The sequence below is a fragment of the Haloferula luteola genome, assembly GCF_014201715.1.
Lineage (GTDB): Bacteria > Verrucomicrobiota > Verrucomicrobiia > Verrucomicrobiales > Akkermansiaceae > Haloferula > Haloferula luteola.
In genome coordinates, this window is record NZ_JACHFD010000009.1 from 44,695 (window position 1) to 60,005 (window position 15,311).

At 58.1% G+C, this 15,311-nt stretch carries 10 protein-coding genes; 6 read left to right on the top strand and 4 right to left on the bottom strand.

The window, feature by feature from the left end; genetic code table 11:
• The first annotated feature begins 32 nt into the window (after positions 1–32).
• A complete protein-coding gene (rpoC, locus tag HNR46_RS10175; protein WP_184018410.1) occupies positions 33–4,187 on the top strand; it encodes a DNA-directed RNA polymerase subunit beta' in 4,155 nt (1,384 codons plus the stop codon).
• Positions 4,188–4,274: 87 nt separating this feature from the next.
• Here rpoC and HNR46_RS10180 read toward each other — a convergent pair whose 3' ends face one another.
• Entirely contained in the window at positions 4,275–4,823 is a 549-nt protein-coding gene (locus tag HNR46_RS10180; protein ID WP_184018411.1) for an HdeD family acid-resistance protein, read from the bottom strand.
• Between the two features lie 165 nt (positions 4,824–4,988).
• On the opposite strand from HNR46_RS10180, the gene HNR46_RS10185 reads away from it, so the two are divergent.
• Both HNR46_RS10185 and mqo read left to right on the top strand, forming a co-directional pair.
• Positions 4,989–5,567, top strand: a complete 579-nt coding sequence (locus HNR46_RS10185) for a hypothetical protein (RefSeq protein WP_184018413.1) — start codon at positions 4,989–4,991, stop codon at positions 5,565–5,567.
• 157 nt (positions 5,568–5,724) lie between these two features.
• Positions 5,725–7,248: a malate dehydrogenase (quinone) gene (gene mqo, locus HNR46_RS10190; protein WP_184018415.1), complete on the top strand. Its 1,524-nt coding sequence runs from the start codon at positions 5,725–5,727 to the stop codon at positions 7,246–7,248.
• A gap of 7 nt (positions 7,249–7,255) precedes the next feature.
• Here the strand turns inward: mqo and rsmH are convergent, their stop codons facing one another.
• Positions 7,256–8,287, bottom strand: a complete 1,032-nt coding sequence (rsmH, locus tag HNR46_RS10195; RefSeq protein WP_184018417.1) for a 16S rRNA (cytosine(1402)-N(4))-methyltransferase RsmH — start codon at positions 8,285–8,287, stop codon at positions 7,256–7,258.
• A 145-nt stretch (positions 8,288–8,432) separates the two neighbouring features.
• Between rsmH and ilvD the strand changes: the two genes are divergently transcribed.
• Entirely contained in the window at positions 8,433–10,133 is a 1,701-nt protein-coding gene (ilvD, locus tag HNR46_RS10200) for a dihydroxy-acid dehydratase (protein WP_184018419.1), read from the top strand.
• Positions 10,134–10,272: 139 nt separating this feature from the next.
• The gene (locus HNR46_RS10205) at positions 10,273–11,235 is read left to right on the top strand and encodes a PhoH family protein (protein ID WP_184018421.1); all 963 of its coding nucleotides are present in this window, start codon (positions 10,273–10,275) and stop codon (positions 11,233–11,235) included.
• A 4-nt stretch (positions 11,236–11,239) separates the two neighbouring features.
• On the opposite strand, the gene HNR46_RS10210 is transcribed toward HNR46_RS10205, so the two are convergent.
• A complete protein-coding gene (locus tag HNR46_RS10210; protein WP_184018423.1) occupies positions 11,240–12,256 on the bottom strand; it encodes a BON domain-containing protein in 1,017 nt (338 codons plus the stop codon).
• A 251-nt stretch (positions 12,257–12,507) separates the two neighbouring features.
• On the bottom strand, positions 12,508–13,074 hold the full coding sequence (locus HNR46_RS10215) for a fasciclin domain-containing protein (RefSeq protein WP_184018425.1): 567 nt from the start codon (positions 13,072–13,074) through the stop codon (positions 12,508–12,510).
• 269 nt (positions 13,075–13,343) lie between these two features.
• On the opposite strand from HNR46_RS10215, the gene htpG reads away from it, so the two are divergent.
• Positions 13,344–15,191 (top strand): molecular chaperone HtpG, encoded by a 1,848-nt coding sequence (gene htpG / locus HNR46_RS10220; protein WP_184018427.1) that lies wholly within the window; start codon positions 13,344–13,346, stop codon positions 15,189–15,191.
• Positions 15,192–15,311: the final 120 nt, after the last annotated feature.

The following is a 15,311-nucleotide window of genomic DNA, read 5'->3' on the forward strand; positions in this document are numbered from 1 at the left end:
CTGCCACCACCTAACCACGACCCATTATCATCATGAGTGTTGAAACCAACCTCCGCGAACTCTTCGGTGTCGATGACAAGCCCGACACTTTCGATCAGGTGTCGATCACGGTGGCCGCGCCGGACACCATCCGCTCCTGGTCCAAGGGAGAGGTGAAGAACCCCGAAACCATCAATTACCGGACCTTCAAGCCCGAGAAGGGCGGTCTGTTCTGCGAACGCATCTTCGGTCCGACTCGGGACTGGGAGTGCGCCTGCGGTAAGTATAAGCGTATCAAGCACAAGGGTGTCGTCTGCGACCGTTGCGGCGTCGAAGTCACTCTGAGCCGCGTGCGTCGCGAGCGCATGGGCCACATCGAGTTGGCCGTGCCCGTGTCGCACATCTGGTTCTACAAGTGCATGCCGTCGCGCATCGGTTTGGTGCTCGATATCAGCGCCCGCCAATTGGAGCGCGTGATCTACTACGAGGACTACATCGTCACCGAGCCGGGCAACACCCCGCTTGAGCGCGGTCAGTTGCTCACTGAAACCGAACTGCGGGAAGCCGAAGACACCTACGGTGAAGAAAGCTTCCGCGCTGGCATGGGTGCCGAAGCTTTGCAGGATTTGCTCTCGCAGGTCGACCTCGTCGAGCTGCAGAAGCAACTTGAGGAAGAGCTCGCGACGACCCGTTCGAAGCAGAACAAGAAGAAGCTCTCGAAGCGTCTCAAGATCTCGCAGGGCTTTGCCCAGTCGAAGAGCCGTCCTGAGTGGATGATCATGACGGTTTTGCCGGTCATTCCTCCGGACCTTCGTCCCTTGGTGCCTCTGGAAGGTGGCCGCTTTGCGACCTCGGACCTGAACGACCTTTACCGCCGGGTCATCAACCGGAACAACCGTCTCAAGAACCTCCTCCAGCTCAAAACGCCGGAAGTCATCATCCGCAACGAAAAGCGGATGCTGCAGGAGGCGGTCGATGCCTTGTTCGACAACGGTCGTCATGGCCGCGCCGTGACCGGTGCCGGCAACCGTCCGCTCAAGTCCCTGTCCGACATGCTCAAGGGTAAGGGCGGTCGTTTCCGTCAGAACCTACTCGGCAAGCGGGTCGACTACTCCGGCCGTTCGGTCATCGTCATTGGTCCGGAGCTGAAGCTCAACCAGTGCGGTCTGCCGAAGAAGATGGCTTTGACCTTGTTCGAGCCGTTCATCATTCGTCGCCTCAAAGAACTCGGCTATTGCCACACGGTTCGCTCGGCAAAGAAGATGATCGACCGCAAGACCACCGAGGTTTGGGACATTCTCGCCGAAGTGACCAAGGGTCACCCGGTGATGCTGAACCGTGCGCCGACTCTGCACCGTCTGTCGATTCAAGCGTTCGAGCCGAAGTTGATCGAGGGTTCGGCCATTCGGGTTCACCCGCTGGTTTGTACGGCTTACAATGCCGACTTCGACGGTGACCAGATGGCGGTGCACGTGCCGCTTTCGGTCGAGGCCCAGATGGAAGCTCGCCAGCTGATGCTTGCGCCGAACAACATCTTCTCGCCCGCATCCGGCCGTCCGATCACGACTCCATCGCAGGACATCATTCTCGGATCTTACTACCTGACCTGGGCTCCGACCCGGACTCAGGCAGACCGCGAAAAGCAAGAGCACTTGCCGTTGTTCGAGAACTCGTCGGAAGTCGAGTTCGCGATCGCCTCGCGCAAGATCGGGTACCACACATGGATCCGACTGCGGAACCCCGACTTCCAGAAGAAGGGCACGGTGTATGGCGTGGATGATCTCAAGATCATTGAAACCACTCCAGGTCGTGTTCGCTTCAACGAAATCTGGCCTGCCGGTCTCGGCTTCATCAACAAGACGGTTGGCAAGAAGCAAATGGGCGACGTGATCTGGCGTTGCTATCAGGTCGCTGGCCAATCGAAGACGGTCGAGACTCTCGATGCACTCAAGAGCCTTGGCTTCCGCGAAGCCTCCCGCTCGGGAACTTCGATCGGTATCGTGGACATGGTCATCCCCGAAGAAAAGCCGGCGATCATCGCCAAGGCCTACGAGGATGTCGAGAAAGTGACCAAGCAGTACCGCAACGGTGTGATCACCGACGGCGAACGCTACCAGAAGGTCATCGACATTTGGACCCACGCGACCGATACGATTGCTTCCGCTCTCTATCGCAAGCTTGAGCACAACGATGGCAAGGGCATCAGCCCGCTGTTCATGATGGTTGACTCCGGTGCACGGGGTAACAAATCGCAGATCAAGCAGCTCTCGGGCATGCGCGGCCTCATGGCTAAGCCGTCCGGGGAAATTATCGAACGCCCGATCACCTCGAACTTCCGTGAGGGTCTGTCCGTGCTCGAATACTTCATTTCGACTCACGGTGCCCGGAAGGGTCTCGCCGATACCGCATTGAAGACCGCGGACTCCGGTTACATGACCCGGAAGTTGGTCGATGTTGCTCAGGATGTGATCGTGACCGAACTCGATTGTGGAACGGTCAACGGCATCGTGGTTCGTCCGATCTACGACGGTGACGAAGAAGCGGCATCCTTGGCGACTCGGATTTACGGCCGGACTTCGTGCGAAACGGTGAAGGATCCGGTTTCCGGTGAATCACTGATCGCCGTGGACGACCTGATTGACGAGAAGCGCGCGGCTGCGGCTGAGCGTATCGGTTACGAGCAACTCAAGATTCGTTCGGTGCTCACCTGTGAGTCGGAGCGTGGTTGCTGTGCGAAGTGCTACGGCCTCAACCTTGCGACCGGCAAGCAAGTGAAGATCGGTGAAGCGGTCGGCATCATTGCCGCTCAATCCATCGGTGAACCCGGCACCCAGCTGACGATGCGGACCTTCCACGTCGGTGGTGTGGCGGCTTCGACCTTCAAGCAGCCGATCATCAATGCCCGGAATACGGGTGTGGTCATCTACAAGGATCTCCGCACGGTGCAGAACGACGAAGGCAAGTGGGTGGTTCTGAACAAGAACGGTTCGCTCTCCGTCCGTGACAAGGCCGGCCTCGAACTGGAAAGCCACAACATCGTCATTGGCTCGATCATTGAGATCAAGGACGGCGAAGAGGTGAAGAAGGGCGCCACCGTGGCGACCTGGGACCCTTACAACGTGCCGATCATCACTGAAAAGGCCGGTAAGGTCGAATTCCGTGACATGATCTCGGGCATCACCGTCCAGTCGGAAACCGATAAGGAAACCGGCAAGAAGGGCATGGTGGTCACCGAGCACAAGGAAGACCTCCACCCGCAGGTCGTCGTCGTCGACGACAAGACGGGCGATGTGTTGGCCAGCTACTCGATTCCGGTCGGTGCTCACCTTTCCGTGAAGGAAGGCAGCAAGGTCGCGGGGGGCACGCAGCTCGCCAAGACGCCTCGGAAGGTGGCTCGGACGAAGGACATTACCGGTGGTCTTCCCCGGGTGGCCGAGCTCTTTGAAGCTCGCAAGCCTAAGGACGCCTGCGTCATCGCGAAGATTGAAGGGGAAGTTTCCTTCGGCGGAACGGTTCGCGGGAAGAAGAAGGTCATCGTGACGGATCCTGGAAGCGGCGAAAGCGTCGACCACTTGGTTCCGATGGGACGTCACATCATTGTGACCGATGGCGACCAAGTGAAGCGGGGTGACCAAATCACCGAAGGTCCGGTGTCACCGGAAGACCTTCTGGAAGCTTGCGGAGCTCAAGAGCTTCAAGAGCACTTGGTCAACGAGGTGCAGTCGGTTTACCGCGTGCAAGGCGTGGAAATTAACGACAAGCACATCGAAATCATCATCCGCCAGATGCTGCGCAAGGTGAAGATCACCGATCCAGGGGATGCTGACCAGTTGCTGTGGGGCGATCAAATCGATCGTACCAACTTCAACCAGATCAACGAGCAGATCATTGCCAACGGTGGCAAGCCTGCCGAAGCGGAAGCGGTGCTCTTGGGCATCACCAAGGCTTCGTTGGAGACGGACTCGTTCATCTCGGCGGCCTCGTTCCAGGATACCACCCGCGTCCTGACCGAAGCGGCGACCCTGGGCAAGATCGACTACCTGTCCGGTTTCAAGGAGAACGTGATCATGGGTCACCTGATCCCTGCGGGCACGGGCTTCGATCGTCACCGCGATAGCGAAATCGAGTTCACCGTCGAAGAGCCGGAACCGGTCTTCGAAGAGCCGACTCCCGAAGAGGGCAGCCTTTCCGAAATGGAAAGTGCCTAATGGATCGTTGAGGCGCTTCTCGTCCTCACCCTAATTTCAGCCGGCCTCCTTCCACGGGGGCCGGCTTTTTTTATCCAAGCATGGCCTTCAGGGGTCCTTGAAGTGGCGCCATTGCAGCGCCAGCAAGATCCCCACAAATCCGAGTAGCTGACAGCAGAGGGCGACGAGGGTGGCGACGGCGAGGGCACCGGCACCGGGGCGAATCAGTAGGAGAGCACCGAAGATCAGCGAAAAACCTCCGGGGAGAATCAACCAGCATCCATCGTCCAGCTCTTTGCGAAGGAGGAGTGCCATCCCCAGCTCCCATATCCCACGAAAGATGCACCAACAGGCGATCACGATCAGCAGTGTCAGGGCGCTTTGGGGGAGATCGGTGAGGCTATAGACAGCAAGACCGATTTCAAAGAGCCCGTGCAGAGCAAGCCCCAGCCTGGGGGCCGGACCTTCCCCACGAACCGAGGCACTGAGTGCCAGTAAACCATCGGCGCCCATATAGGCACCCCAGCTGATCCACAGGATTTCCAAGGGGAGTTCGGGCCACAGAAGCACGAGAATGCCAAACAGGAGGGAGAGAATCCCCCGCACGAGCAGCAGGGGCCAATTTTTCGCGAGGAGCCATAAGATGCTGGGGGTCATCGAATCATGGGGAGAGTGGCCAAGTTGAATCAGCTTCTCGATGCCGACCAGTTGAATCTTTGCAAAACTCAGAAATTCAAGGAGCCATGAAGGTTTTGTGAGCGAGGGAGCGGCTGCCTTAGATCCTCATTGACCCGAAGGATCGGTATCTTCAGAAGGTGGAGTATGAGATTTCTCGTACTCCCTGCCCTTTTGCTGGCGTCATTGGTCGGTTGCAAAGGCAAGCGTGCCGACGACCCGGTCCTGCCACCTCAGGGTGGGGATGGGGTGATCACCGAGTCCCGTGAGAAGAGTCCTGCCGACGAGTCGCTCCCGATGGATGGAGAGGCGGCTTCACCCAAAACCAAGATTCGTCCGCCGAAGTCGACCGGGATCCCTGTGGCGAAGCCCGTTGAGGGTGCGTATGGGAAGGTGATCAATCCCAAGACGGGGAATGAGGTCTTTGCCGGAGGCCTTCCCGCGGGAACGATCCTAAGGGATCCTGAGTTTCCGGATGATGAGGGCTGTTATTTCACGGTTCCCGAGATGGCAGAGGACGAAGCCGGGACCCCGATCGCGCTTTCGGTCGCGGGTAAGGATGGCTTCGTTTTCAGTCCGTACAATAACAAGATCGTTGATGTGGGATCGATCCCTGCCGGCACGTTGGTGATGGATCCGACTTTTCCTGCCGCGGAAAAAAAGGCGTTCCGTGTTCCCGTCTCCGCTGCCTTGGTGGTGGAGATGCCCGATCTTCCCGAGGAGTAAGATCGAAGAGCCGAGTTTGGAGGATGCGGTGCCTTGAGCCGTGGGCCTCCGTCTGATGAAGGAATTTCATCCTGCGGAGGAAGGCTGAAAGAAATCCCGCGTAAGCGTATTCAGATGGTTGACATTTTTGTGTCATGCTCCTCCCTGTCGCGCCGCCATGGATTCTCCTCGCGTCGCTACGTTTGAAGAACCGGATGTCGTCCTGATTGGAGGCGGCATCATGAGTGCCACCTTGGGATTGCTCCTTCACCAGCTCGATCCCAGCCTGAAGATTCAAATCGTGGAGGCCCTGGCGGAAGTCGCCCGTGAGAGTTCCAACCCCTGGAACAATGCAGGCACCGGTCACGCCGCGCTCTGTGAGCTGAACTACACCAAGGAAAAGCCCGATGGATCGGTGGACATCCAAAAAGCGCTCGAGATCAATGAAGCGTTTGAGCTATCGAAGCAGTTTTGGGCCTATCTGGTGAAATCGGGCGTATTGCCGGAGGCAGCGGATTTTGTCCGTGCGGTGCCGCACATGAGTTTCGTTCGGGGCAAGGCCGATTGCGATTTCCTCAAACGGCGATACGACACGATGGCGAGCCACCATTTCTTCTCGGAGATGGAGTTCAGCACGGATCCGGAAACGATCCGCACCTGGGCGCCGCTGCTTCTCAAAGGTCGGGCCGAGGAAGAGCCGATTGCTGCGACCTATGCGGCAGGGGGAACGGATGTCAATTTTGGTGCGCTGACCGAGGCGATGGTCGATTTCCTGGAGTCCCGCGAGACGATCAAGCTCGCGACCCACCACCAGGTTCGCGATATCAAGCGCCTCAAGGATGGGCGTTGGGAACTGAGCGTGCGCAATCTCGACAAAGGCCTCAACCGGACAGTCAAAGCTCCCTTTGTATTTGTCGGTGCAGGTGGAGCCTCGCTTCCCCTGCTTCAAAAATCCGGCATTCCTGAAGGGAAGGGATTTGGAGGGTTTCCGGTCAGCGGTCAGTTTTTGGTCTGTGACAACCCTGAGCTTGCGGGGCTGCACGAAGCGAAAGTGTATGGCAAAGCTGCGGTGGGGGCTCCGCCGATGTCGGTCCCGCATCTGGATACCCGGATCATCGATGGCAAACGTTCCTTGTTGTTCGGGCCGTTTGCTGGATTTTCTCCGAAGTTCCTCAAAACCGGTTCGATTTTTGACCTCCCAGGCTCGGTGCGGCTCGACAATTTGGTTCCGCTGCTGGCGGTGGGGAAAGACAACCTCGATCTCACCCGCTACTTGATCGAGCAAGTCTTGCAGACGCCCGACGATCGTCTGGATGCATTGCGCGAGTTCTTTCCCGAGGCGCGGTTGGAAGACTGGCACCTTTCGACTGCCGGACAGCGGGTTCAAATCATCAAGCAGGATCCCAAGAAGGGGGGTGTGCTCCAGTTTGGAACCGAGATTGTCGCGGCAGCGGATGGCTCGATCGCCGCGTTGCTGGGGGCTTCCCCGGGGGCCTCAACGGCCGTCGATGTGATGGTTCACATCATCGAAAAGTGCTTTGCTTCTCGTCTGGATGCCTGGGCTCCGCGGTTGCGTGAAATGCTGCCTGCGTATGGCCAGCCACTGGAGAAGGACGCAGGTCTCTATCAACGTATCCGTCGTGAATCGGACGAGGTTTTGGGCCTGCAGCCCAAAGCCGAGAAGGCCTCGTGTGCGGCTTGATTGGTTCTCAGGCGCGTTCAGCCCATCGCAATTTGGCAGGGACGCTGCGCGGATTCGCGCGGCGTTCTTCCGGGCTGGCGAGTGTCACTCCGTCGCTGATCGCGGCGTAGTTCCCGTCGCGGTGACCTGCCTGGAAGGCTTTTTTGACCCTCCTGTCCTCTCCTGAGTGAAAGGTGAGAATGGCCACTCGTCCTCCGGGTTTGAGGCATGCAGGAAGATTTCGCAGAAAGGTGTCGAGGGCGGTAAACTCTTCGTTCACCGCGATGCGAATCGCCTGGAAGACCCGCCGCACTGTGAGATCCATGCGTTCCGGTTCGAGACGGGTGACGCAAGGCACGCCGCGGAGTTTTTCGACCAATGCCTGGGTGGTTGAAAAATCTCCTCCTGCCAAGGCTTCGGAGATGTCTTCGGCTTGAGGCTCATCGGCGTTCTCGTGGAGTACTTCGGCCAGTTTGGCGGGTTTGACTTTGGCCAACCACTCGGCAGCGGAAACTCCACGCGAAGGATTCATGCGCATGTCGAGAGGACCATCGCACTTGAAGGTGAAGCCACGAGCGGGATTGTCGAATTGCATCGAGGAGCAACCCAGATCGGCGTAGACGAAATCGACGGCTTCCCAGTCCTGTTGGGCGATCACCTTGAGGATGCCTGCATAGTTGGAACGCACGGCGGTAAAGACATCAGGGCCGTATCCGAGATCACGGAGCCGGGCCTCGGTTTTGGGTTGTTCGATCGGATCCACATCCAATCCGAGCAGTCGACCATGAGGAGCGATACGCGAGAGAATCTCCCTGGAGTGGCCACCGTATCCGAGGGTGGCATCGATGCCGTGCATGCCGGGCTGGAGGCAGAGTGCGGCCAGGGATTCCTCGACGAGGATGGGGACATGCATGCCCGCCGGAGTTTTTCCGGATTGCAGAACCTTCGAGAGGGTTTCGGCAAAACGCTCTGGTTGGTGTTCTTTGTATTTCTCCTCGAAACGACGCGGATGCTTTCCTGCATAGCGTTTCCGGCGAGGAGGCCGCGGTGTCTCGTCCATGGATGGACCCTAGGGGTCGACCTCGGTGGCGGCAAGAATCGGGCAGATGAGAATCGAGACGGGCACCCTAAGAGAGGCCAAGCGGGGCGATCAGTGCTCCGGACCCCGTCTTGACAGGAGAGGCGCGGAAAAACACCGTTGCAGCATGTCCGATCCGCGTCGTCCTTTCTCGTCGCCCATGCTTGATGGTCCCGATCGTGCGCCGTCCCGTGGGATGCTGTATGCCGTCGGTTTTGAGAAGGAAGACTTCTCCAAACCCCAGATTGGGATCGCCTCCACCTGGTCGCAGGTGACTCCCTGCAACATCCACATCGATCGCTTGGCCAAGGAATCCGCGAAGGGCGCCGATGCAGCAGGAGGGAAATCGGTGATCTTCAATACCATCACGATCTCCGACGGAATCTCGATGGGCACCGAGGGAATGAAGTATTCGCTGGTGTCTCGGGAAGTCATCGCCGACTCGATCGAGACTGTGGTCGGTTGCGAAGGCATGGACGGCTTTGTCGCCATTGGTGGTTGCGACAAGAACATGCCCGCTTGCCTGATCGCCATGGCGCGGATGAATCGGCCAGCGGTCTTCGTCTATGGGGGCACGATTTTGCCCGGCTGTGCCACCATCAAGGGCGAGAAGAAGGACCTCGATATCGTCTCGATCTTCGAGGCGGTTGGGAAGCATGCCTCCGGTGAATATTCCGATGAGGAATTGGAGACCGTTGAATCTTGTGCGATCCCCGGCGAGGGCTCGTGTGGTGGGATGTACACTGCGAATACGATGGCCTCTGCCATTGAAGCCCTTGGCATGTCGTTGCCGAATAGCTCGGCACAGGCCGCCGTTTCGGACGACAAGATGAGGGATTGTTTCGATGCCGGGGCCGCCGTGCTTCACCTGATGGATCGGGGAATCAAGCCACGAGATATCATGACTCGTAGGGCATTTGAGAATGCGATCACGGTGGTGATTGCCTTGGGTGGTTCGACCAATGCCGTGCTTCACTTGCTCGCCATGGCCCATGCCGCCGAGGTCGAACTCACGATTGATGACTTCACCGAAATCGGCAAGCGGGTGCCGGTGGTAGCCGACCTGAAACCGTCTGGTCGGTATTCGGTTGCCGATCTTGTGAAGATCGGTGGCACGGTGCCCTTGTTGCGGATTCTCCTCGAAGCGGGATGGTTGCACGGTGATTGCCTTACCGTTACGGGGAAGACCTTGGCGGAGAATCTTGCGAACTCGCCGCTTTCCTATCCTGAAGGTCAGGACATCATCCGACCGCTTGATCAACCGATCAAAAAAGACAGTCACCTGCGCATTCTCTACGGCAATTTGGCCCCCGGGGGGGCGGTGGCAAAGATCACCGGCAAGGAAGGAGAATCCTTCACGGGTGCGGCCCGTGTATTCGATTCCGAAGGGGATGCGATGCAGGAAATTCTCAATGGGGGGATCAAGGACGGCGATGTGATCGTGATTCGCCGCGAGGGGCCAAAAGGAGGACCTGGAATGCGGGAGATGTTGGGGCCCACGAGTGCCATCATGGGCCGTGGGCTGGGGAAAACGGTCGCTCTCATCACGGATGGTCGCTTCTCCGGAGGCAGCCACGGTTTTGTGGTGGGACACATCACCCCCGAAGCGTTTGATGGCGGCCCGATTGGGCTGTTGGTTGATGGCGATACCATCACCATCGACGCGGTGAACAACACCATCTCGGTAGATCTCGACGATGCGACCTTGCAGGCACGCCGCGACAACTGGCAGCAACCGGCGCCCCACTACACCCGCGGAGTTCTCGCGAAATTTGCGAAGTTGACCACCAGTGCAAGCGAGGGGGCAGTGACAGACAAATACCTCTGAGCTCCCGCGGTCTGGTGCCTGCGCAAATCCATTGAGATGGGGCCCAACGGGAAGGTTTCTTCACCGAGTGCAGCTTGACCGGACTTGGGGAACTCTTTTTCAAAGAGACGAGCGATCATCTCAAATTGGCCACTCAATCATGAATCAAGACGTCGAACTACGGCTGGAGTATGAGACCGCTCCATTTTTGCATTCCTTGTTCGGAAACGAAGCCGGGAACCTGCGCTACTTGGAGCACGCACTTGGCGTTCGCACTGTGACACGGGATGGATGGATTCTGTTCGCTGGTCCGAAGGATAGTGTCGAGGCGGCCCAGCGAGCGTTCATCGACTTGGAAGAGGCGCGGCGGGGAGGTGCGGAGATTCATACCCGCGAGTTTCAACTCGCTGTCGATCTCGCAGCACGAGGGGGCGACGGGGGAGTCAGCGAGTTGTCTGGGGTGCGCTTGTTGGGGTTCCGGGGCCGCAAGCCCGTGGTGCCAAAAACGCCGACTCAGTTGGCTTATCTGAAATCCATCGAAGCCCACGATGTGAGCTTCGGTTTGGGCCCCGCTGGCACCGGGAAAACCTACCTCGCCATGGCGATGGCCCTGGCCATGCTCAAGTCGAAGCAGGTTCAAAGGATCGTACTGACTCGGCCCGCTGTGGAAGCTGGCGAGGCCCTCGGATTTTTGCCTGGAGACATGCGGGAGAAAGTCGCTCCGTATCTGCGGCCCCTCTATGACGCCATTCATGACATGATCGGCTTTGAGCAGGGGGAACGCTATTTTGAAGATGGCACTATCGAGATTGCTCCCCTGGCATTCATGCGCGGTCGCACGCTGGCGCGCTCGTTTGTGATCCTCGACGAAGCGCAAAACACCACCCGGGAGCAAATGTTCATGGCGCTCACCCGGCTTGGAGAAGACTCGCGCATGGTGGTCACGGGCGACGCATCACAGGTCGACTTGAAACCGAACGTGGCTTCAGGTCTGGCGGAGGCGGAGCGGGCACTGGAAGGAGTGCAAGGGATCGGATTCACCCGCTTCAGTGGAGAGGATGTGGTGCGGCATCCGGTGGTCGGCCGAATCATTTCGGCCTATCGAAAAGCTCGAGGAAACTAGATCTTTAGTTGTTCGAGCTGAGCGCAGGGGCGTCGTGAGTGATGTGGATGCGGGCATCAATGCCGTTCACTCCTGGCAGCGCGTGGGCGTTCGCCAAGCATGCATTGCGGGCCGAAAGGCTGGGGACCTCGGCGTCGATCGAAAGTCGACTGCCGACGAAACCAGCGACGATGGTGGCATCCTCAAGTCGCGGATCAGCAGCATTTACGAGTTCAAACACCTTGAGGATATCGGAGGTTTGATATTCCCGTTCCGAGATGCCGGCGCGGGCGAGTGCGGGACGCACTTCCACCTGTTCCATGCGGCATTCCATCACGCCGGTCACGAGCGAACCGAGCATCAGAAAGTCCTTCTCGTCGTGTGAGGCGACGGATCCTTCGAGCGTGAGAATGCCATCGTGAAGCTGCGGGACGATGCCGTAGCGGGAGAAAATCGGATCGTCTCCATAATCAAGCAGCAGCTGGGCAACGATGGCCGATTCGGAGCGCAGGAGCAGCGGATCCACTTCCAGTTGAGTTTCGATGCTTCGAATGCCTTCGACTCGAGACACCAATTCACGAGCGATATCGGCCTCATCGAGGCAGGAGATCGTCCCCTTTAGAATGGCGTGACCCTCGGGATTGACGTCCACCTCCAGATGCTTGGCATCGAGTGCCGGGGACTCGCGCAGGGCGGTCTCGGCCCGTGCGGCGGCGTCTGCCAAGGACCCGCGGATCTCCAAGGCTTGAACGACGCCGAAGATTTCATCGATACGGATGGCGGATTCGGCAATGAACTCGGCTTCATCAAGGGTAGGGACCCAACCCTGAAGATGGGCGATGTGGTCTTCGACTTGGATTTGGATCTCAGCATTTTCCAGGCGGCCACTGGTTTCGAGGAGAGATTGGAGCCGTTCGACAGGGCTGGTGGGAAGTTCTGGCTTCTCCACTTCTGAGGCGTCGGACGAGGAGAGATCGACGGCGATGAAAATCAGCGTGAGGGCGATGGGACGAAGGAAGGAAGTCCAGGAGTCCGTTTTCATGCTGGCCTTTTTCGCAGCTCCCATGCCGGAATGGGTTGGCGGCTTCTAAGGTGTTGATGGTGAATGAAAAGGCATCGAGTTCGGAGCGGCGATGACGAAGCGGGCTGCGAAAAGCATGAGGATTGCACCGTGCGACGTTGCTTTGTGCAGCTGCGATTTTTCGTCGTGAGATCGCTGAAAAAAAACAAGCGCGGCCTGTGGGGGAAGGCCGCGCTTGGAGTGGGGAGTTGGGGGGATTCTCCGAGGGGAAATTATTCTTCGTCGAGCTTGGCGAAGCCGTCGAGAGCTTTGGGAACCGCCACCTTGTCAATGACATGGATCACCCCGTTGCTCGCCTGAATGTCAGCATTCACGACTTTCGATTCTTCCAGTTCGACGGTGGTGCCATCGACATCGATCTCCATCAGATCACCGCTCATTGCTTTGATTTCGGTGTCTTTCATCGAGGCCGCCATGATCTTACCAGGGAAGACATGGCTCAGGAGCAGTTGGCGAAGCTTGAGCTTGTTTTCCGGTGCTAGAAGCTCGGTCAAGGTGCCTTCAGGCAGCTTGCGGAAGGCTTCATCGGTGGGAGCGAAGACGGTAATGGCTCCAGCTTTCGCGAGATCTTCTTCCAGACCCGCGGCCTTGATGGCGGTCGTGAGGACTTGGAAAGTGGTACCATCTTCGATGGCCTTGAGCACGGTATCCGACTCTTTGGTAACCGCGGCTTCGGTCATCGGGGTGCTGGCCTTAGGATTTTCGGGTCCATCGGCAGCAAGAGCGGCAGGACCTGCAACCGGAATGGCGAGCATCAGAGCGAGTTCAGTCAGTTTCATAAGTTTGTCGATGGGAGTTGGGGACCTTGGCGTTCGGGCCGCGGTCCGTGTTGATCCCCTCTCTTGCATCTCTGGTTCCAACTGCGAGTGGAGCGGCGAAGCGATCTAAGCATCAAGGAGGTGGCATTTTTCCAAGAGCTTCAGGTCGGGTCCGGCGACCCTATCGAGGACGCGCAACGCACGGCTCAGGATGCAAGGCGCAACGGCTTCCTGGCATGCCCTCGGGGTGGGTTGACACATGGGCCTGGGAATTTATTTTTCGCGCCGCGATGAGCACGACGACTTCCGAAAAACACGGCTTTCAGGCGGAGATTCAGCAGCTCCTCGATTTGGTGGTGCATTCTCTGTACACGGACCGCGAGATCTTCCTGCGTGAGTTGGTTTCGAATGCATCCGATGCGATGGAGAAGCTCCGGCACCTCGAATCGACGGAGAAAGACATCCAAGATTCCGGACTTCCGCTGGAGGTGACGATCTCTGCCGATCAAGAAGCAGGCACCTTGACGATTCAGGACCGCGGCATTGGCATGACTCGCGAGGAATTAGTGGAGAATTTGGGAACGATCGCCCACTCGGGAACCAAGGCGTTTCTCCAGTCCATGAAGGAGAGCGGATCAACGCCAGCGGGCATGATCGGACAATTCGGGGTTGGCTTCTATTCCGCCTTCATGGTGGCGGATGAAGTGCAGGTTTTCACCCGCAGCTGGCGGAAGGATGGTGAAGGTTGGGTGTGGATCAGTGATGGCAAGACCGGCTACGAAATGGAGTCGGCCGAGGGCCTGGAGCGTGGCACGAAGATCGTGCTGAAGCTCAAAGAGGATCAGAAAGAGTACGCCGAGGAGTACCGCATCAAGCATCTCGTCGAAACCTACAGCAATTTCGTCGGATTCCCGGTGATGGTGGATGGCAAGCGCGTGAACGAAATCGAAGCGCTGTGGTTGAAGAACAAGAGCGAGATTTCTGAAGAAGAATACAAGGCCTTCTATCAGTTTCAGGCGAAGGCTTTCGACGAGCCGCAGTATCGGTTGCATTTCGCTGCCGATGCTCCCATATCGATCAACGCGCTGCTCTTTGTACCCTCGGAGAACCCTGAGCGAATGGGCTTTGGAAAGGTGGACGGCGGGGTGGCCCTTTACTGCAAGAAGGTTCTCATCGACGCCGACCCGAAGGGGCTACTACCGGAGTGGCTGCGCTTCATGAAGGGGGTGATTGATAGCGCCGACTTGCCATTGAACATCTCGCGGGAGTCGATGCAGGACAGCGCGCTGGTGCGGAAGATCGGTCAGGTGATTGTGAAGCGGGTGCTGAAGATGTTTGAGAAGGAAGCCTCGGGTGACCCGGAAAAATGGCAGGCCTTTTACAAGAAGTTCGATCGGTTCTTTAAGGAGGGGATCGCGACCGATTTTGCCCATCGCGAGGCGCTGGCGAAGTTGCTGCGTTTTGAGAGTTCGATGACGGAGGCTGGCAAGTTGACGGGATTGGTCGATTATCTCACCCGTGCGAAGGAGGGCCAGGAGGTCATCTACTACTTAGTTGGTAGCAACCGCGATCAGATCGAGGCGAGCCCCTATTTGGAAGGGTTCCGCAAGCGCGGTTTGGAGGTGGTGTATTTCACCGACGCCGTGGACGAATATGTGGTCGATTCGCTGGGCGATTTCGATGGCAAGAAGTTGGTCTCGATTGCCAAGTCTGGCGTTGACCTCGAAGATGCCGAGCTGGACGGAGAGGCTCTTTCTGAGGAGGAGACGCAGTCGCTGTGTGAGTTTTTGAAGGCTGAGTTTGGCGATCGGGTGACTCAAGTGGCGGCAGGCAAGCGACTGGTCGATAGCCCGGTCGTGGCGCTGACTCCAGAGGACGCGATGACGCCTCAGATGCGGGCGATGATGAAGGCCATGGACGAGAACTTCAGTGATGAGGTGAAAGTCGAGTTGGAGATCAATCCTCGCCACGAGATCGTCCGCAAGCTTGCCGCAGCGAAAGACGCCGAGCCGGAAGTCGCGAAATTGGTCGCGGGTCAATTGCTCGACAATGCTTTGATGGCAGCGGGTCTTCTCGAAGATGCTCGCGAAACCGTGAAGCGCATGAACGCGCTGATGGCGAAGGCACTGGGGTCGTAAATGAGGCCCTTGGTTGCGACGCCTGCGATTCGAGCTGTTCGCTCTGAAATCGCAGGCGTTTCGGCGGGCACTTGGTCGGTCATTCTCGATGCGAAGAAAAGCGGTGCATGGTGGATGAAA

Bases quoted from the DNA above. Each gene is read 5' to 3' on its own strand.
- rpoC (WP_184018410.1), top strand. From the start codon at position 33: ATGAGTGTTGAAACCAACCTCCGCGAACTCTTCGGTGTCGATGACAAG.
- HNR46_RS10180 (WP_184018411.1), bottom strand. From the start codon at position 4,823: ATGACCCCCAGCATCTTATGGCTCCTCGCGAAAAATTGGCCCCTGCTG.
- HNR46_RS10185 (WP_184018413.1), top strand. From the start codon at position 4,989: ATGAGATTTCTCGTACTCCCTGCCCTTTTGCTGGCGTCATTGGTCGGT.
- mqo (WP_184018415.1), top strand. From the start codon at position 5,725: ATGGATTCTCCTCGCGTCGCTACGTTTGAAGAACCGGATGTCGTCCTG.
- rsmH (WP_184018417.1), bottom strand. From the start codon at position 8,287: ATGGACGAGACACCGCGGCCTCCTCGCCGGAAACGCTATGCAGGAAAG.
- ilvD (WP_184018419.1), top strand. From the start codon at position 8,433: ATGTCCGATCCGCGTCGTCCTTTCTCGTCGCCCATGCTTGATGGTCCC.
- HNR46_RS10205 (WP_184018421.1), top strand. From the start codon at position 10,273: ATGAATCAAGACGTCGAACTACGGCTGGAGTATGAGACCGCTCCATTT.
- HNR46_RS10210 (WP_184018423.1), bottom strand. From the start codon at position 12,256: ATGAAAACGGACTCCTGGACTTCCTTCCTTCGTCCCATCGCCCTCACG.
- HNR46_RS10215 (WP_184018425.1), bottom strand. From the start codon at position 13,074: ATGAAACTGACTGAACTCGCTCTGATGCTCGCCATTCCGGTTGCAGGT.
- htpG (WP_184018427.1), top strand. From the start codon at position 13,344: ATGAGCACGACGACTTCCGAAAAACACGGCTTTCAGGCGGAGATTCAG.